The sequence below is a fragment of the Citrobacter amalonaticus genome (assembly GCF_002918555.1).
Lineage (GTDB): Bacteria > Pseudomonadota > Gammaproteobacteria > Enterobacterales > Enterobacteriaceae > Citrobacter_C > Citrobacter_C amalonaticus_A.
In genome coordinates this window covers 176,305-194,092 of record NZ_PQMB01000002.1, presented here as the reverse complement: position 1 = coordinate 194,092, position 17,788 = coordinate 176,305, and the positions used below count along the sequence as shown (strand labels likewise).

Sequence of the window (17,788 nt, the reverse complement as noted above, 5' to 3'; positions counted from 1 at the left end):
TAATACCTTTTCTTATTTACCAGATTTACAGATCCTGGCCATCAGGCCGCAAACCCCATCACCTGTTTAACATATTCCAGCGGAAAATCTTTGCCGGTCCACAGTTTGAACTGTTCGGCACCTTGCCACAACAACATGCCGTAACCGTCTATGGTTTTGCAACCCGCCTGTTGCGCCTGTTGCAGCAATTTCGTCATATGCGGGTTGTACACGCATTCGGTCACCAGCAGTTCCGGGCGCAGTAAGCTGACATCGCTGACGATAGATTCGTTATCCAGCGGCTTCATGCCAACTTTTGTGCCATTCGTCAGGATGTCTGCACTGGCCAGCGCCGCGGCGAATGCCTTTTGATCTTCAAGGTCGGTGACGGTCACGACGCAATCCGTGTTTTCATTAACGCGTTGAGCAAAATCAAGCGCCTTCTGGAAAAACTCGTCTTTGCGGTTAAAGAGTTTAATCTCTTTGATGCCTTCAATGGCCGCCTGTGCGCCGATAGCGGTGGATGCCCCGCCTGCGCCCAGTAATACCATCGTTTTGCCTTTAATATCAAAGCCACTCTCTTTTATCGCCCGAATGTGGCCTGTGCCATCGGTATTGTAGCCTCGCAGATAGCCATCATCATTCACGATGGTATTAATGGCCCCGACCAGTTTTGCGGCAGGGGTCAGTTCGTCAACGAACTCGCAGGCCAGCTGTTTATTAGGCATCGAAACGCCGGTTCCGCGCATTTTCAGCGCCTTCAGCCCTTCAATCGCGCCCGCAAAAGTGGTGTTGTCAACTTCAAAGGCCATGTACGTATACGGCAACCCTGCTTTTTCTAAGGCTTTATTTTGCATTTCAGGTGACAGACTGTGTCTGATGGGGTAGGCCATAAGACCAATCAATTCATATTTAGCGGTTACATCCATAACATTACTCCTTAAAATATTGGCTGACCTGATTAAGAGTCTGGTCCCCAGGCTCTTATTGAAAATAGCGCTCGCCCAGGCGGACATCGTTTTGCGGAATATTAAATACGCGGTAGTAGCGGACGAAGACGATAATGGCGGTAATGAAGGCCAGCAGTGCGAAGCCGAAATCCAGTAAAATGATGTACTGCAGGCCGATTGTGGAGAGATACCCGGTAATCAGCGGGATAATAAAGTTGGCAACGCCGCCCATCATCATATAAATGCTGGTGACTTTGGCTTTGCTCTTCGGAAAGAACTCTGACATCACCGAAACGCCCAGTTGCAAAATTCCTCCGGCGGCGGAGAAGCCGATAACAAAGGATCCGGCGTTACACACCAGCGGTGACGGATAGAGATAAATGACGGCCGCCGTAATGGTCGCCAGACCTGCGTTAAAAACGTTAGCCCAGATGGGGCGAACCATTTTCTTCAGCAGGACGGCAAAGATAAAGACGCAGACCAGCGACCCCATGCTGTAGTAAGAGATGGTTTTCAGCGCATCGGCTTCGGCCATTCCGGCGAAGGCTATTGCGTACTTCGGCATCCAGACCACAATGACATAAAAGGTTGAGAACGCAGCGACGCCAAAGAGCACGGAGGCCACACCTTCCAGCCAGACAAGCGGCTTGCTGTTCATCTGCGGGAGTTCTTTCGCGACGCTGGCGTCCACCAGCTGGCTGGGGAATTTACTCTTAAGCAGCATCAGGGTGATCAGCACAAACAAAATGCCGGGAATAATAACCCCGTAGCCGTACCAGATATTGTTGAGCAGCATATAGCTGACAATCATCGGGTACAGCATCTGCCCAAACGAAACCATTGCTTTGACCAGAATAACCGCAGAGCCTGACGCTTTCGGGAAACACTCCATTAATGCCGGATAGCCGCCCGTATCGAGCGCCGAGTTGGCGATGCCGACGCAAACAGCAAGACCAAACGCGATCATCAGATTAGGACTGGCGGGAATGCCGAAGAAAAAGAGGATATATAACAACACGCCTAACAGAATGATTGCGCGACGACCAAATTTATCCGACAGCACGCCAAAAAACAGAATACTGACCAATCGACCCAGACCAATGCCGGAAATTAAATAGGCGATCCCCGCATTATCCGTGGAAAACTTTTCGGCAAGCGAAGTCATGTTTTGCGCCAGTGTAATGACGCTAATACCGTGAAGAAAATAGCTGAGGTAAATACATATAACAGCCAGGATAAAAGGGGTGCTGAAAGCCTTGTTCTGAGACATTTTCACAGCTCCATGCTGGTTAAAATTATTCTGTTATCGTCGCCATACACCCTGAACCATTCGGGATGCAGAAATGTCAATCCACCTGCCGCCAGGAATCTCACGGGGATAATCTGTACTACGGCGATTATGTTATTAATATACGTGGTGACAGGTAATGAACCTACATAGCATGGCGTTTTTGTTACCAGGTATATTGCATATTAAAATGTGAATCGTCATTCTTCCCGCTGCCGTTTTGCTGATGTTTTAATAGTTGTCCAGATTATTTTGCACAGGGGGGTAACAATATTGCATCTGAATGAATATGCGTTATTCCACGAGCGGATCCAGCGCCACCTGACGTCGGGATTCCATCCGGCTGCGATAGCCAATAAACAACGCCAGCAGGAATCCCACGGCGGCAATACCAGTATCAAACCACATAATATCGGCGATGCTTCTTTCCGACAGATGGGCGGTGACTAACGGTATGGTGAAAGTGGCAATGCTGCCTGCGCTGTAATAAATACCGGTGGCTTTGCCTTTCTCGAGTGGGAAACGCGCCGCCATCAGCGTCAGGCCGATCTGCACGACACCGCCCGCGGAAGAGAATCCGATGACAAATGCGAAGACAATCACCACGTACACATTGGGATAGAGGCATACCGTCAACAGCGCGACAAAGGAGATAAAGGTATACAGCATTAACAATGTGGTGGAGCGTACCGTTTTGCGCACCAGCGGTGCGGTAATAAACACACAGAGCAGCGAACCGCAGGTATAAATGCTTAACAGTTTGATCGACAACGTATAAGACATTCCCGCGACGAACTGCCCGTATTGCGCAAGCCATTGACTGATCAGGTAAAACGTCGCCATAGAGATATAGCCGTACAGGGTATAACTGACCAGGTCGATAAGCAAACAGCGATGTTTTTCCGCCGGTTTGCGGGAGGGCTTAATCTGAGCCGGGGGCAATTTACGTCCCGGATGAGGCGGAAAGGTACAGCGAAATAAAAACAGCCCGTTCAGGATCATAATGGCTGCCGCAATAATAAAGGACCAGCCAAACCAAAGCTCCGCCCAGACCAGCAGGCTGATTATCATTGGCAGCAAAAACTGCCCGCCGGAGACAAACGCTTTTATCAGTATATTCGCGGTACCTGGCGACGCAGGAAAGGCCTCCATCAGGCTGGGATAGGTGCCTGCGTCAAGAAAGCTGTTTGCCATTCCGGCCAGAAAGCCAAATGCGTAGGCGATAATAATATTGTGGGTGTTCAGAATGCCGAAGAAGAACGCCAGATAACACAGCATTCCCAGAATGATAAAAGGTCTGCGTCCAAATCTGTCGGACAGTAATCCCGCGCAGAATAAGACGCTTAGCCGACCGATGCCGAGTGAGGAGATAACAACAGAGACGCCAGCGGCGTTGGTTTGCCATTGTTGTTCAAGCGATGACATGTTGAGGCTCATCAAAATGACCCCCATCCCATGCACCAGGTAATTGAGATACAGCCCCGCCGCGGTGGGGAGATAGCTATTTTTCATGATGTGTGCTCAGCGAATTCGCTAAAAGATGTTCCCTGGTACAGGCAAAAGCGCCTGCGCCATAAAATTGCAATGTGTCTGATTATTTGATGCTCTTCAGAGATTCGCCATGTCGTTCGGGATAAACCCAATTAGCACAGACGTTCCAGATCGTGGGCATAAAGTTCGGCGGCAACCGACTGATAAATTTTCCACTCCAGAAAATCGCCGTCACGATAAACTTTCTGAAAATCGGTCAAATCGCTGAAGAAACGCATGGTGTTATTGCCGATACGGTTATTAATTTTCTCAATAATAGCATTGATGCGTAATTTTCTTTTTCTGCGCATCTCCAGTAGCTTTTCGACAATGGCCGACGGAATTTCGCATTCGCCATTTTCCCACTGTCGCCAGCGGGCGGAATTATAATCGGGCGCAATCCATCTTACGCACTCCTCCACGCTGAGTGCAAAAATATGACGCAAAGCCTGTAGTTCATACGCGTTCATCATTTAATGACTTCATATTAAAAAACGATAAAGCATAAATAACACTATTAACCTGTTTTCGGCTTGAAGAGAGTCACAGTATCTTGTGCAATATTATTTGTTATCGACGTGTAAAAATAAAAAGTCTTAATGCTCCTGTCTTTTTTTCAGCGCATCCGGGCGGTGTGCGATCACAATTATGAAAAACATCATTGCCTGGATTGATTCCGACCTTGTCCCCCTGTCATGGCCTGGAGTGCGAAGAGACAGGTGTGGTCTGTGAATCGCCATGACGTGGATGCGACGGAAAAAGGGGAGGAGGCAAATCATGACCGTGAACGGGTGAATGATGCGTCGGAGCAGGGTAAGGCATGGGTCAAACGTTAAAAAAAAGCCCATCGTGGGAGATGGGCAAAGACTACACACAGCAATTCGTTGTTTCACTCAGGGGATTTCCATGCTTATAAATCAATGTGTTGATCTATAACCGTGAGCTAATAGTAGGCATGACGATTTTTTGCGTCGATCAGATTCGTCTCAATAGTTTAAAAACTGTAAAGAATTTGCGGCACGAATAAGTGTTTACAGGCGCGGACAGGGGGCTGGGAAACGCAGGGGAATTTGATTGATAAGCCGTGCTAAACAATCAGGCGGCCATGCCGCCTGATTGCAGATCACTTTTTACTGTCTTCGATTTCGGCGATTTCTTCGAGGATCTCGTCAGGGTCGCTGCCAGGCGCAGGGGCTTCGTTCACCCAGGCAGAGAACAGGCGCCAGCTGACCGCCAGCAGAACGGGACCAATGAACAAACCGATCATCCCGAAGGCAATCAGGCCGCCGATAACCCCGGAGAGGATCAAAATCAGCGGCAGATCGGCCCCCATACGGATTAGCATCGGACGGATAACGTTATCCAGCGTGCCGACGACACAGCTCCACACCAGCAGCACCGTGCCCCAGGTGGTATCTCCGGTCCAGTAGAGCCAGATAATCGCCGGAACCAGCACCGGCAGCGGACCCAGCTGTACCAGGCAGGAGAGCATCATGACCACCGTCAACAGCGTGGCGTAATGAACGCCGGAAATCGCCAGACCAATCCCGCCAAGTATGGCCTGCACCAGGGCGGTCACCACTACGCCCAGCGCCACTGCGCGGGTCGCCTGCGCCGCCAGCAGTACCGCCGCATCACCGCGCTTAGAGGCCAGACGGCAGGCGAAATGGCGGATGCCCATCGCGACGGTTTCACCGCGCCAGTACAGCAGGGCGCTGAACAGCAGCATCAGACCACAATGCATCATAAAACGACCAATGTGCGCAGCCTGGCCGACAAACCAGGTGGTGGTGGTGCCAATATAAGGGCGAACTTTCGCCATAATGGCCGTACCGCCCATATCCAGCAGGCTGTGCCAGGCGGCATACAGCTTCGAGCCAATCAGCGGAATGGTGTTCAGCCACGCCAGATCCGGCAGCGTCATCTCACCACCGGAGATGGCATGGATCAACGGGCCGCTACCATCCACGATGCTGTTGACCAGCAACGCGATGGGGATGACAAACAGCAGCACCAATAACAGCGTCATCACCAGAACCGCCAGAGAGCGGCGGCCCCAGAGCAATTTTTGCAAGCGTAATAAAACGGGCCAGGTAGCAATGACAATGGTACCTGCCCAGGCAAAACCCAGGATAAAGGGCTGAACAATCCACAAACACGCCACAATCATGATGGCTAAAAACAGCACCGACAGCAGAATTTGTGCGATATCCCTGGGCTGACGAAGATTTACCATAAACACTTTTCACCTTTTTTGTGCGTCAAACCGTCGACGCGACGTAAACACGCGAAACCGACGTCATAATGATGAGCAATTTCAGCGGTTTTTGACAGACGGATTCTGCCAGTAATTGTGCCGGGCGCATAAGAAAAAAATGTGATACAACAATATACACTTCATCCTTCAGGCTGCATCTTTGTTGGCTGCGGATTACCCGGCCCGTTCCCGGTTCTCCCCCCTTAAGGGGCCGCTGCGGGCAGTGTTTAAATCTGCTCCCGGCAGATTTGTCAGAAACCCCGGTCACATAGTGGCCTATGCTTCTGGGGATTTCGTCATCTGCCGTCCCGATGCAACCAGAATGATTTTGTGTACAGGTATCTACAAAAAGGCAAACGATAAACTCACAACGCAGACCGCAGGAAAGGGTCACTATAATGATTCCACAAATTTCTCAGGCACCTGGCGTCGTTCAACTGGTGCTCAATTTTTTGCATGAGCTGGAGCAACAGGGTTTTACAGGCGATACGGCAACGAGTTACGCCGACCGTCTGACGATGTCGACAGATAACAGTATCTATCAGCTTCTTCCCGATGCTGTCGTTTTCCCCCGTTCTACTGCTGATGTGGCGCTGATTGCCAGACTGGCGGCGGAGCCCCGATTCACCGCGCTGATTTTCACTCCTCGCGGCGGCGGCACCGGCACTAACGGCCAGGCGCTGAACCAGGGGATTATCGTTGATATGTCCCGCTATATGAGCCGCATCATCGAAATTAATCCCGAAGAGGGATGGGTTCGGGTTGAAGCGGGGGTCATCAAAGATCAGCTTAACCAATATCTGCAGCCGTATGGGTATTTCTTTGCCCCGGAACTTTCCACCAGCAACCGCGCGACGCTTGGCGGGATGATCAATACCGATGCGTCCGGGCAGGGCTCGCTGGTGTACGGCAAAACCTCCGACCACGTGCTGGGCGTGCGTGCGGTGCTGCTGGGGGGGGATATTCTGGATACCCAACCGCTGCCCGTTACGCTGGCCGAAACGCTCGGCAAGAGCAACACCACCACCGGACGAATTTATAACACCGTGTTGCAGCGCTGCCGTGAAAAACGTCAGCTGATTGTCGATAGCTTCCCCAAACTGAACCGCTTTCTGACCGGCTACGATCTCCGGCATGTCTTTAACGATGAGATGACCGAGTTTGATTTGACCCGCATTCTTACCGGCTCAGAAGGGACTCTGGCTTTTATTACCGAGGCGCGGCTGGATATTACGCCGCTACCGAAAGTTCGCCGCCTGGTGAATGTGAAGTATGACTCCTTCGACTCCGCTTTGCGCAACGCGCCATTTATGGTGGACGCGCGAGCGCTGTCCGTCGAGACGGTGGATTCCAAAGTGCTGAATCTGGCGCGGGAAGACATTGTCTGGCATTCGGTCAGCAAGCTCATCACCGACGTGCCGGATAAAGAGATGCTTGGCCTGAACATCGTTGAATTTGCCGGGGATGACGAAGCGTTAATTGATGACCAGATTAATGCGCTGTGTGAGCGGCTGGACGGATTAATTGCGCGTCAGGAGGCTGGCGTTATCGGCTGGCAACTGTGTACGGAACTGGCCGGAGTGGAACGTATCTATGCGATGCGTAAAAAAGCGGTGGGTCTGCTGGGGAATGCCAAAGGCCCGGCGAAGCCGATTCCGTTTGCGGAGGATACCTGTGTTCCGCCGGAGCATCTTGCCGACTACATAGCCGAATTCCGCGCGTTGCTTGATAGCCACGGGCTGAGCTACGGGATGTTTGGGCATGTTGACGCCGGGGTGCTGCACGTACGTCCGGCGCTGGATATGTGCGATCCGCAGCAGGAGATGCTGATGAAGCAGATCTCCGATGCGGTCGTCGCCCTGACGGCGAAATATGGCGGTCTGCTGTGGGGGGAACATGGCAAAGGTTTCCGGGCGGAGTACAGTCCGGCATTCTTCGGGGCGGAACTCTATGGCGAACTGAGGAAAGTGAAAGCGGCGTTTGATCCGCTAAACCGACTAAACCCCGGTAAAATTTGCCCGCCGGAGGGGATTGACGCGCCGATGATGAAAGTTGATTCGGTAAAACGCGGTACGTACGACCGGCAGATCCCGCTGGCGGTGCGGCAAGAGTGGCGCGGAGCGATGGAGTGCAACGGTAACGGGTTGTGCTTCAATTTTGATGCCAAAAGCCCGATGTGTCCGTCGATGAAAATCAGCCTTAATCGTATTCATTCACCTAAAGGCCGCGCCACGCTGGTGCGCGAATGGCTGCGCCTGCTGGCCGATCGCGGGATCGATCCGGTTACGCTGGAAAAAGACCTGTCGGAAAAGCGCGTCAGCCTGCGTACATTGATTGCACGTACCCGTAACAGCTGGCATGCGCGTAAGGGGGAGTATGACTTCTCGCATGAAGTGAAAGAGGCAATGTCCGGCTGTCTGGCGTGTAAAGCGTGTTCCACCCAGTGTCCAATCAAGATTGACGTACCGGAATTCCGTTCGCGCTTCCTCCAGCTGTACCACACCCGCTATTTGCGCCCGCTGCGCGATCATCTGGTGGCGACGGTGGAAACCTATGCGCCGTTAATGGCGCGTGCCCCGAAAACCTTTAACTTCTTCATTAACCAGCCTGTGGTTCGCAGGCTGTCGGCAAAACATATCGGGATGGTGGATCTCCCGCTGCTGTCGGCCCCTTCGCTGCAACAGCAGATGGCAGGACACCGATCGGCGAATATGACGCTTGAGCAGCTTGAAACGCTGAGCGAAGAGCAGAAAGCCCGTACGGTGCTGGTTGTGCAGGATCCTTTCACCAGCTATTACGATGCGCAGGTGGTGGCCGACTTTGTTCGCCTGGTGGAGAAACTGGGACTACAGCCGGTGTTGCTGCCATTCTCGCCCAACGGCAAGGCGCAACATATTAAAGGTTTCCTGAACCGTTTTGCGAAGACAGCAAAGAAAACCTCTGAGTTTCTGAACCGGATAGCCCTGCTGGGGATGCCGATGGTGGGAGTCGATCCGGCGCTGGTGCTTTGCTATCGCGATGAATACAAACTGGCGCTGGGCGAGCAGCGCGGTGATTTCCACGTTCAGCTGGTGAATGAATGGCTGTCTAAAGTGCTGGAGACGAATGAACCCCAGGCGGTCAGCGGGGAAGCGTGGTACTTCTTTGGTCACTGCACTGAAGTGACGGCATTGCCGGGGGCACCGGCCCAGTGGGCATCTATTTTCGCCCGCTTAGGGGCGAAGCTTGAAAACGTCAGCGTGGGGTGCTGCGGGATGGCGGGAACCTACGGACATGAAATAAAAAACCGCGACAATTCCCTTGGGATTTACGAGCTATCCTGGCATCAGGCGATGCAACGACTGCCGCGCAATCGTTGCCTGGCGACCGGTTATTCCTGCCGCAGCCAGGTTAAGCGCGTCGAGGGGACGGGGGTTCGTCATCCATTACAGGCATTACTGGAGATTATCGGATGATCTGGAAACGTGAGGTGACTCTCGACGCGCTCAATGCGATGGGCGAGGGGAATATGGTTGGCTTACTGGATATTCGCTTTGAACGTATCGGTGACGATACGCTCGAGGCGACAATGCCAGTGGACCATCGCACAAAGCAGCCGTTTGGTTTGCTGCACGGTGGCGCGTCGGTGGTGCTGGCGGAAAGCATCGGTTCCGTGGCGGGTTATCTCTGTACTCAGGGGGAGCAGAAAGTGGTCGGGCTGGAAATTAATGCCAATCATATCCGTTCCGCACGGGAAGGGCGCGTCAGAGGCGTTTGCCGCGCTTTGCATACCGGCTCCCGGCATCAGGTCTGGCAAATCGAGATTTTCGATGAGCAGGACCGGCTGTGCTGCACTTCGCGTCTCACGACCGCCGTTGTGTGACGTTGTCACGCAAAAAAATGTGATCTATATAGCTTTTGGTCATAATCTGCACAGCAAAAGGTGATACACTGTGCAGGTTTTGAACACAAGCGAGGATGATATGTCTACCCAATTAGATCCGGCCCAACTGGCAATCGAATTTTTACGTCGTGATAAAACCGAAATCTCTCCGGCTCAGTATCTCAAACGCCTGAAACAATTAGAGCTGGAGTTTGCCGACCTCCTGACGCTCTCTTCGACCGAACTGAAAGAAGAGATCTATTTTGCCTGGCGCCTGGGCGTGCATTGATGCCGACATATTTATTGTGATGAAACCCCGACATGTCTGCCGGGGTTTTTTTTCAACGCGACGGCGTGGTTACCACTTCATTTCACCCGTATTGACTCTGGCACTCAGTTCCAGTGAACTTTCATCTGCCAGACCCGGCCAGGCCGCGCTCATCGTCTTGATCACCCAGTCTGAGCCTTTTTTCGCTGTCAGCGCCTGCTCAAAGGATTGCAGGTAATCCTGAGTGAAGCGAATCGCCGCATCCCCGGCAGGACGTTTACCAATATAGTGACCGGGTATCACCTGAGTCGGTTGCAGGCTTTGCATTTCGCTGAGTACATTACGCCAGCTTTCGCGCTGCGCACGGGACTGGGTATCCGCCGTCCAGACATGAATGCCGGAAGCGATACCCGTTCCGCCAAGAATAGCGCGATTAGCCGGGATCCAAATATAAGCGGCGTAATCGTTGGGATGACGCAGCTCAACGGTTTCCCCATCAATGGTAAAGTGCGTCTGTGTGGTGGCCTGCGGTACCGTAAGCGCCGCTGGCGCGCCCTCTTTCATCTGCGGTCCCCAGTACAGTAACTTCGCCTCTTTGGTCGCACGAATATGCTCTGCCACTTTTGGTGTCGCCAGCACCTGCACATCCGGGAAGGCCTTCACAATCGGCTCCAGGCCAAAATAGAAATCCGGATCGCCAGAAGTAATGATGATCGCTTTCAGGGATTTACCACTGGCCTTAATCCTCTCCACCAGCTTCTCACCCTCTTTGGTGCTGAACTGCGCATCAAACAAAATCGCCTCTTTCGGGCCAGACACCAGCGTTGAAGAGACCGGGAATAGTGCTTTTTCCTGCGGGTTAAAAACGTCAAGGTGTAGCGGTGCGGCAAAGACGGGTGAGGTGAACAGCGGCAGCAGCAGCGTCAGTGCTTTAATTTTCATGGGAAATACCTTTGGCAGATGAAATTGTCTTGTGGGTGGCCGGTAGTTTAAGGCAATTCGGATCTGTTAGAATTCCTGAATCAGGACATGCTGAGTTTCTTAAAACGATCGGATGGGGATGAAATGGACAGAGTGATGGCGGCAACGGTGTTTAATCATATCTGTGATTTAGGCAGCCTGAGCGCCGCCGCACGAGCGCTGGGGCTGTCCCGACCGATGGTGAGCCGGTATCTCGACGAGATGGAAAAGTGGGCTGGAGCGCGACTGATCCACCGCTCATCACGCAAACTGACCATTACCCCGGCAGGAGAGGAGGCGCTGGTGAGGACGAGAACGCTCGCGCAACTCTCGCAGGATATTGGTGCAGCGTCTGCGGCGGAAATCCCCTCCGGCACGCTACGCGTTGCCTGTGCGCATTTTACCGCAATGCATATTCTTGCCCCTGTGCTGCCAGATTTTCTGGCTCGTTATCCTGAATTGCGCGTTGAGGTCGAAATCAATAATCAGCCTGTAAGCCTGGTCGGGGAACGTATCGATGTTGCCATTCGCATCACTGATAATCCGGAACCCGGCACGATCGCCCGTCGGCTGGGGGATTGTGAGTCGATACTGTGCGCGTCCCCGGAGTATCTGCGGCAGCATGGGACGCCCCATTCGCCCGATGACCTTACGCAGCACAACTGTCTTTACTACAGCGGCTTTGCCGGAAAATCCTGGCATTTTCTGGATACGCAGGGGGAGACGGTTTCGGTGGCGATAAAAGGCAACCTAAGCGCCGGGATCTCTTCGTTACTGTGTGAAGCCGCGCTGGCAGGAATGGGCATTGCGCTGGTGCCAGAAAAAGAAGCCAGGGAGGGGCTGGAGCATGGGCGGCTGGTGAGTTTGTTACCTCATCTGCAACCCCGGCGACTGGCGGTATATGGCCTGTATTTATCGCGCGACCACCAGCCTGCCGGGATGCGCCTGCTGCTGGATACCCTTCAGCAGGCGATGCCATAAACGCAGTGAATTGATCTTGCTCAGAATAATGACAAAGCGCAATTTGTGTTAAAAATGCCCTGCGTCATTATGGGATTATTCTTATCGCCCCTTCAAGAGCTAAGCCATCATGAGTGCCGGAGATAAGCGCCGGATGGGGCGGGAACCCTTAAGACTGCATCCCGGCAGCCTTAAGGGTTTTTTTCTGCCTGCGACTCTTTGTCTTTTCTATCTCAGAAATAGTCATTTTCTATACATCTTTTCCTTTTCGACCTGTCCGGCTGATTAGCTGTTCTTAATCCATTATCAATCAATGGATTGAAGAAAATAATCGTTCCCTGTGAACCCTCCGTGCAGGGTCTATGCTTAATAAAAGTAGCCAAATAAGGGCGGCGTAGCCGAAAGCCCCTGCTCTCGAGGGGTTGAAGTGAGAATCATTATCACTAACATGGTGTTATAGCTCAATGGCTAATGACGCGAGGTGACTCTATGGAATTGCATTCAGGAACATTTGATCCCGACGATTTTGCGTGGCGTGGATTAACGCTAACCCCGGCGGCCGCGACGCATATTCGCGAACTGGTGGCAAAACAGCCTGGTATGCTGGGGGTGCGTCTGGGCGTGAAGCAGACCGGATGCGCCGGTTTTGGTTACGTACTGGACACCGTTAGCGAGCCGGACAAAGACTGTCTTCTGTTCGAAACGGACGGTGCGAAGCTGTATGTCCCGCTACAGGCCATGCCCTTCATCGACGGAACGGAAGTCGATTATGTGCGCGAAGGATTAAACCAGATATTTAAATTTCATAACCCGAAAGCCCAGAACGAATGTGGCTGTGGCGAAAGCTTTGGGGTATAGGCGGTACTATGTCTCGTAATACTGAAGCTACTGACGATGTCAAAACCTGGACCGGCGGCCCGCTGAATTATAAAGAAGGTTTTTTCACCCGGTTACAGACCGATGAGCTGGCGAAGGGCATCAATGAAGAGGTCGTGCGCGCTATCTCGGCAAAGCGTAACGAGCCTGAGTGGATGCTGGCGTTTCGTCTCAACGCCTGGAAAGCATGGGTTGAAATGGAAGAACCGCACTGGCTGAAGGCGCACTACGATAAGCTGAACTATCAGGATTACAGCTATTACTCTGCGCCATCGTGCGGTAACTGTGATGACGCCTGTGCCTCAGAACCGGGTGCAGTGCAGCAAACCGGGGCGAATGCCTTTTTAAGCAAAGAGGTGGAAGCGGCGTTCGACCAGCTCGGCGTGCCGGTTCGTGAAGGCAGAGAGGTGGCGGTGGACGCCATTTTCGACTCTGTTTCGGTGGCTACCACCTATCGCGAAAAGCTGGCGGAGCAGGGCATTATTTTCTGTTCCTTTGGCGAGGCGATTCACGATCACCCTGACCTGGTGAAGAAATATCTTGGGACCGTGGTTCCCGGCAATGATAACTTCTTTGCCGCGCTGAACGCCGCCGTTGCCTCTGACGGCACGTTTATTTATGTGCCAAAAGGCGTGCGTTGTCCGATGGAACTCTCGACCTATTTCCGCATTAACGCTGAAAAAACCGGACAGTTTGAGCGCACGATCCTTGTTGCGGACGAAGGCAGCTATGTCAGCTATATCGAAGGGTGCTCCGCGCCGGTTCGCGACAGTTATCAGCTGCACGCGGCAGTGGTGGAGGTCATCATCCATAAAGATGCCGAAGTGAAATACTCCACCGTACAAAACTGGTTCCCTGGCGATAACAACACCGGCGGGATCCTTAACTTTGTCACCAAGCGTGCGCTGTGCGAAGGCGAAAACAGCAAAATGTCCTGGACGCAGTCCGAAACCGGTTCGGCTATCACCTGGAAATACCCGAGCTGCATTTTGCGCGGTGACAACTCTATCGGTGAATTCTATTCGGTCGCATTAACCAGCGGGCATCAGCAGGCGGATACCGGCACCAAGATGATCCACATCGGCAAGAACACGAAATCGACCATCATTTCAAAAGGGATCTCTGCCGGACACAGCCAGAACAGCTATCGCGGGTTAGTGAAAATCATGCCGACGGCCACCAATGCGCGAAACTTTACCCAGTGTGACTCGATGCTGATTGGCGCGGACTGCGGGGCGCATACCTTCCCGTACGTCGAGTGCCGCAACAACAGCGCCCAGCTGGAGCACGAGGCGACTACCTCGCGGATCGGGGAAGATCAGCTGTTCTACTGCCTGCAGCGCGGTATCAGCGAAGAAGATGCCATCTCAATGATTGTGAACGGGTTTTGTAAGGATGTGTTTTCGGAGCTGCCGCTGGAGTTTGCCGTTGAAGCACAAAAATTATTGGCTATTAGCCTTGAACACAGCGTCGGATAAGAATCTGGCCCATAAGGCTATCTTATTTGCCATTTTGGGTTTGGGCAGTGCCCGAAATCCTCACGTGCTGCATGTACGCTCCGGTTTCTCCGCGCTGACGCACCCAAACTGGCTGCAACGATTACGCCTTCTGGGGCAGATTCTATGCAAGGATATTATATGTTAAATATTAAAGAGTTACAGGTCAGTGTGGAAGATAAGGCGATCCTGCGCGGGTTGAGTCTTGAGGTTCGTCCCGGCGAAGTCCACGCGATTATGGGGCCTAACGGTTCCGGGAAAAGTACGCTTTCCGCCACGCTTGCCGGGCGAGAAGATTATGCCGTGACCGGCGGATCCGTGGAATTTAAAGGCAAAGATTTACTGGAGCTGTCGCCGGAAGATCGTGCGGGCGAAGGGATATTTATGGCCTTCCAGTATCCGGTTGAGATCCCCGGCGTCAGCAACCAGTTTTTCCTGCAAACGGCGCTGAATGCGGTGCGCACATACCGTGGGCTGGAATCGCTCGATCGCTTCGACTTTCAGGATTTAATGGAAGAGAAAATCGCACTGCTGAAGATGCCAGAAGATTTGCTGACGCGTTCAGTGAACGTGGGGTTCTCCGGCGGGGAAAAGAAGCGCAATGACATCCTGCAAATGGCGGTACTCGAGCCAGAGTTATGCATTCTCGATGAGTCAGATTCCGGGCTGGATATTGATGCGTTGAAAATTGTCGCCGAAGGGGTGAACTCGCTGCGTGATGGCAAGCGTTCGTTCATCATCGTAACTCACTACCAGCGTATCCTTGATTACATCAAACCTGACTATGTTCATGTCCTGTATCAGGGGCGCATTGTGAAGTCCGGTGATTTCACTCTGGTCAAACAACTGGAGGAGCAGGGATATGGCTGGCTTACCGAACAGCAGTAATGCGTTACAGCAGTGGCATCATCTGTTTGAAGCCCTGGGAGAATCGCGCTCTGAACAGGCGCAGCAGCACCTGCAACAGATGCTGCGTCTGGGACTCCCGACACGTAAGCATGAGAACTGGAAATACACGCCGCTGGAAGGGTTAACCCACAGCCAGTTTGTCAGCCGCTTCGTCGACGTCAGCCCGGCACAGCGCGACGCGCTGGCGCTGGGCATCGATTCCTTACGCCTGGTGTTTGTGAACGGTCAGTTCAGCCCGACGCTCAGCGACGCGACAGATAATAGCGGTTTTGAGATACAGATTAATGATGAACGCCAGATGCTGCCAGCGCCGGTGCAGCCGGAGGTATTTCTGCACCTGACCGAAAGTCTGGCGCATCGTGTGACGCATATCCGCGTTAAGCATCATTCGCGCCCACCGAAACCCCTGCTGCTGCTGCACATCACCCAGGGCGTGGCGGGAGAAGAGGTGAACACGGCGCATTATCGCCATCACCTGGCGCTGGAAGAGGGGGCGGAAGCGACGGTAATTGAACACTTTGTCAGTCTTAATGACGCGCGGCATTTCACCGGTGCGCGATTGACGATGGATGTGGCAGCGAATGCCCATTTGCACCACATCAAACTGGCGTTTGAAAATCCGTTCAGCCATCACTTTGCCCATAACGACATTTTACTGGCGGCAGACGCTTCGGCGCACAGCCACAGCTTCCTGCTGGGCGATGCGGTGCTGCGGCACAACACCAGCACTCAGCTAAACGGCGAGAACACGACGCTGCGGCTCAACAGCCTGGCGATGCCGGTGAAAAATGAAATCTGCGACACCCGCACCTGGCTGGAGCACAACAAGGGCTACTGCAACAGCCGACAACTGCATAAAACCATCGTCAGCGATAAAGGCCGGGCGGTATTCAATGGCCTGATCAACGTCGCTCAGCACGCCATTAAAACCGACGGGCAGATGACCAACAATAATTTGCTGCTCGGAAAACTGGCTGAAGTGGATACCAAACCGCAGCTTGAGATCTACGCTGATGATGTGAAATGCAGCCACGGTGCGACGATTGGCCGCATTGACGATGAGCAGATGTTCTATCTGCGCTCACGCGGGATCGGCCAGCAGGATGCGCGGCAAATGATACTCTATGCCTTTGCCGCTGAGCTGACGGAAGCGCCTGGCATCGAAATTTTGAAGCAACAGGTGCTGGCGCGAATCGGCCAACGCCTGCCGGGAGGTGGAGCATGACTTTTCCCATTGAGAACGTGCGCGGGGATTTTCCGGTTCTCACCCGCGAAGTTAACGGCTTACCGCTGGCGTATCTGGACAGTGCGGCCAGCGCACAGAAACCCAACCAGGTCATTGATGCTGAAGCGGAATTTTACCGGCATGGGTATGCCGCGGTGCATCGCGGTATTCACACCCTGAGCGCCCAGGCCACCGAAAAGATGGAGAACGTACGCAAGCAGGCCTCGCTGTTTATCAACGCCCGCTCTGCGGAAGAACTGGTATTTGTCCGCGGCACGACGGAAGGGATTAACCTTGTTGCTAACAGCTGGGGAAATCGCAATGTGCAGGCAGGCGACAACATTATCATCAGCGAGATGGAGCACCACGCCAACATTGTCCCGTGGCAGATGCTCTGTGCCCGCGTTGGCGCCGAGCTGCGGGTTATACCGCTGAATGCAGAGGGGACGCTCCGGCTGGACGTTCTTCCCGGACTGTTTGATGACAGAACCCGACTGCTGGCTATTACTCAGGTATCCAACGTACTGGGAACAGAGAATCCGGTCGCAGAGATGGTGGCGCTGGCGCATCAGCACGGTGCGAAGGTGCTGGTGGATGGCGCACAGGCGGTGATGCACCACAAGGTGGACGTGCAGGCGCTGGACTGTGATTTTTACGTTTTCTCCGGTCACAAGCTGTATGGCCCTACCGGTATCGGCGTCCTGTACGTGAAAGAGTCGCTGTTACAGGCGATGCCGCCCTGGGAGGGCGGAGGATCAATGATCGCTACCGTCAGCCTGAGCGAGGGAACCACCTGGGCAAAAGCGCCCTGGCGTTTTGAGGCGGGTACGCCGAACACCGGGGGGATTATCGGGCTGGGCGCCGCGCTGGAATATGTCGCCGCACTGGGACTCAACAATATTGCGGAATATGAGCAAAACCTGATGCATTATGCGCTGGAACAGCTGGCAGAGGTCCCGGACCTTACCTTATATGGCCCGGCGAATCGACTTGGCGTTATCGCCTTTAATCTCGGGAAACACCACGCCTATGACGTCGGCAGTTTCCTTGATAATTATGGGATCGCTGTACGTACGGGTCATCACTGCGCGATGCCATTGATGGCGTTTTACCACGTTCCGGCGATGTGTCGGGCGTCGCTGGCGATGTACAACACTCATGAAGAAGTGGATCGGCTGGTGACCGGTTTACAACGTATTCACCGTTTATTGGGATAACAGGGAGGCAT

The 17,788-nt window shown here is 53.3% G+C and carries 15 protein-coding genes, 1 other RNA gene and 1 pseudogene; 10 read left to right on the top strand and 7 right to left on the bottom strand.

Annotated elements, in window-relative coordinates:
- Positions 1–41 precede the first annotated feature (41 nt).
- The 6 genes from ydiB to ydiK all read right to left on the bottom strand — a co-directional run bounded on the left by ydiB (position 42) and on the right by ydiK (position 5,983).
- Complete coding sequence (gene ydiB / locus C3432_RS06275; protein ID WP_103775802.1) at positions 42–908, bottom strand: quinate/shikimate dehydrogenase; 867 nt, start codon at positions 906–908, stop codon at positions 42–44.
- A 55-nt stretch (positions 909–963) separates the two neighbouring features.
- Complete coding sequence (locus C3432_RS06270) at positions 964–2,199, bottom strand: MFS transporter (RefSeq protein ID WP_103775801.1); 1,236 nt, start codon at positions 2,197–2,199, stop codon at positions 964–966.
- 312 nt (positions 2,200–2,511) lie between these two features.
- On the bottom strand, positions 2,512–3,729 hold the full coding sequence (locus C3432_RS06265; RefSeq protein WP_103775800.1) for an MFS transporter: 1,218 nt from the start codon (positions 3,727–3,729) through the stop codon (positions 2,512–2,514).
- A gap of 131 nt (positions 3,730–3,860) precedes the next feature.
- Positions 3,861–4,217, bottom strand: coding sequence for a YdiL family protein (locus C3432_RS06260; RefSeq protein ID WP_103776922.1), 357 nt, complete (start codon positions 4,215–4,217; stop codon positions 3,861–3,863).
- A gap of 362 nt (positions 4,218–4,579) precedes the next feature.
- Positions 4,580–4,687: antisense sRNA RprA (rprA, locus tag C3432_RS06255), an RNA gene on the bottom strand.
- A 183-nt stretch (positions 4,688–4,870) separates the two neighbouring features.
- Positions 4,871–5,983 carry an AI-2E family transporter YdiK gene (gene ydiK / locus C3432_RS06250; RefSeq protein WP_103775799.1) on the bottom strand — a complete coding sequence of 371 codons (1,113 nt, stop codon included), beginning with the start codon at positions 5,981–5,983 and terminating at the stop codon, positions 4,871–4,873.
- Between the two features lie 419 nt (positions 5,984–6,402).
- Between ydiK and ydiJ the strand changes: the two genes are divergently transcribed.
- The 3 genes from ydiJ (at position 6,403) to C3432_RS06235 (ending at position 10,155) form a co-directional block, all read left to right on the top strand.
- The gene (gene ydiJ, locus C3432_RS06245; RefSeq protein ID WP_103775798.1) at positions 6,403–9,459 is read left to right on the top strand and encodes a D-2-hydroxyglutarate dehydrogenase YdiJ; all 3,057 of its coding nucleotides are present in this window, start codon (positions 6,403–6,405) and stop codon (positions 9,457–9,459) included.
- Positions 9,456–9,866: a 1,4-dihydroxy-2-naphthoyl-CoA hydrolase gene (menI, locus tag C3432_RS06240; protein WP_103775797.1), complete on the top strand. Its 411-nt coding sequence runs from the start codon at positions 9,456–9,458 to the stop codon at positions 9,864–9,866. Before ydiJ ends, menI begins: the two co-directional genes overlap by 4 nt.
- 100 nt (positions 9,867–9,966) lie before the next feature.
- On the top strand, positions 9,967–10,155 hold the full coding sequence (locus C3432_RS06235) for a YdiH family protein (RefSeq protein ID WP_103776921.1): 189 nt from the start codon (positions 9,967–9,969) through the stop codon (positions 10,153–10,155).
- Between the two features lie 69 nt (positions 10,156–10,224).
- On the opposite strand, the gene C3432_RS06230 is transcribed toward C3432_RS06235, so the two are convergent.
- Positions 10,225–11,076 (bottom strand): Vmh family MBL fold metallo-hydrolase, encoded by an 852-nt coding sequence (locus C3432_RS06230; RefSeq protein WP_103775796.1) that lies wholly within the window; start codon positions 11,074–11,076, stop codon positions 10,225–10,227.
- 87 nt (positions 11,077–11,163) lie between these two features.
- On the opposite strand from C3432_RS06230, the pseudogene C3432_RS28305 reads away from it, so the two are divergent.
- The 7 genes and pseudogenes from C3432_RS28305 to sufS all read left to right on the top strand — a co-directional run.
- Positions 11,164–11,376 (top strand): annotated as a pseudogene (locus C3432_RS28305) (helix-turn-helix domain-containing protein); the annotation flags it as partial.
- A 126-nt stretch (positions 11,377–11,502) separates the two neighbouring features.
- Positions 11,503–12,075: a substrate binding domain-containing protein gene (locus C3432_RS06225; protein ID WP_374755465.1), complete on the top strand. Its 573-nt coding sequence runs from the start codon at positions 11,503–11,505 to the stop codon at positions 12,073–12,075.
- A gap of 468 nt (positions 12,076–12,543) precedes the next feature.
- The gene (gene sufA, locus C3432_RS06220; protein WP_103775795.1) at positions 12,544–12,912 is read left to right on the top strand and encodes a Fe-S cluster assembly scaffold SufA; all 369 of its coding nucleotides are present in this window, start codon (positions 12,544–12,546) and stop codon (positions 12,910–12,912) included.
- 8 nt (positions 12,913–12,920) lie between these two features.
- Entirely contained in the window at positions 12,921–14,408 is a 1,488-nt protein-coding gene (sufB, locus tag C3432_RS06215; protein WP_103775794.1) for a Fe-S cluster assembly protein SufB, read from the top strand.
- A 159-nt stretch (positions 14,409–14,567) separates the two neighbouring features.
- Positions 14,568–15,314, top strand: a complete 747-nt coding sequence (gene sufC / locus C3432_RS06210; protein ID WP_103776919.1) for a Fe-S cluster assembly ATPase SufC — start codon at positions 14,568–14,570, stop codon at positions 15,312–15,314.
- Complete coding sequence (gene sufD, locus C3432_RS06205; protein WP_103775793.1) at positions 15,289–16,560, top strand: Fe-S cluster assembly protein SufD; 1,272 nt, start codon at positions 15,289–15,291, stop codon at positions 16,558–16,560. The genes sufC and sufD overlap by 26 nt, the downstream gene beginning before the upstream one ends.
- Positions 16,557–17,777 carry a cysteine desulfurase SufS gene (gene sufS / locus C3432_RS06200; protein ID WP_103775792.1) on the top strand — a complete coding sequence of 407 codons (1,221 nt, stop codon included), beginning with the start codon at positions 16,557–16,559 and terminating at the stop codon, positions 17,775–17,777. Before sufD ends, sufS begins: the two co-directional genes overlap by 4 nt.
- The last annotated feature ends 11 nt before the right edge of the window (positions 17,778–17,788 follow it).

What these genes read in the sequence shown, in the direction of transcription:
- ydiJ (WP_103775798.1), top strand. Translation starts at nt 6,403, where the DNA reads ATGATTCCACAAATTTCTCAGGCACCTGGCGTCGTTCAACTGGTGCTC.
- C3432_RS06265 (WP_103775800.1), bottom strand. Translation starts at nt 3,729, where the DNA reads ATGAAAAATAGCTATCTCCCCACCGCGGCGGGGCTGTATCTCAATTAC.
- ydiB (WP_103775802.1), bottom strand. Translation starts at nt 908, where the DNA reads ATGGATGTAACCGCTAAATATGAATTGATTGGTCTTATGGCCTACCCC.
- C3432_RS06270 (WP_103775801.1), bottom strand. Translation starts at nt 2,199, where the DNA reads ATGTCTCAGAACAAGGCTTTCAGCACCCCTTTTATCCTGGCTGTTATA.
- menI (WP_103775797.1), top strand. Translation starts at nt 9,456, where the DNA reads ATGATCTGGAAACGTGAGGTGACTCTCGACGCGCTCAATGCGATGGGC.
- sufD (WP_103775793.1), top strand. Translation starts at nt 15,289, where the DNA reads ATGGCTGGCTTACCGAACAGCAGTAATGCGTTACAGCAGTGGCATCAT.
- sufC (WP_103776919.1), top strand. Translation starts at nt 14,568, where the DNA reads ATGTTAAATATTAAAGAGTTACAGGTCAGTGTGGAAGATAAGGCGATC.
- sufS (WP_103775792.1), top strand. Translation starts at nt 16,557, where the DNA reads ATGACTTTTCCCATTGAGAACGTGCGCGGGGATTTTCCGGTTCTCACC.
- sufA (WP_103775795.1), top strand. Translation starts at nt 12,544, where the DNA reads ATGGAATTGCATTCAGGAACATTTGATCCCGACGATTTTGCGTGGCGT.
- C3432_RS06235 (WP_103776921.1), top strand. Translation starts at nt 9,967, where the DNA reads ATGTCTACCCAATTAGATCCGGCCCAACTGGCAATCGAATTTTTACGT.
- C3432_RS06225 (WP_374755465.1), top strand. Translation starts at nt 11,503, where the DNA reads ATGCATATTCTTGCCCCTGTGCTGCCAGATTTTCTGGCTCGTTATCCT.
- C3432_RS06260 (WP_103776922.1), bottom strand. Translation starts at nt 4,217, where the DNA reads ATGAACGCGTATGAACTACAGGCTTTGCGTCATATTTTTGCACTCAGC.
- ydiK (WP_103775799.1), bottom strand. Translation starts at nt 5,983, where the DNA reads ATGGTAAATCTTCGTCAGCCCAGGGATATCGCACAAATTCTGCTGTCG.
- sufB (WP_103775794.1), top strand. Translation starts at nt 12,921, where the DNA reads ATGTCTCGTAATACTGAAGCTACTGACGATGTCAAAACCTGGACCGGC.
- C3432_RS06230 (WP_103775796.1), bottom strand. Translation starts at nt 11,076, where the DNA reads ATGAAAATTAAAGCACTGACGCTGCTGCTGCCGCTGTTCACCTCACCC.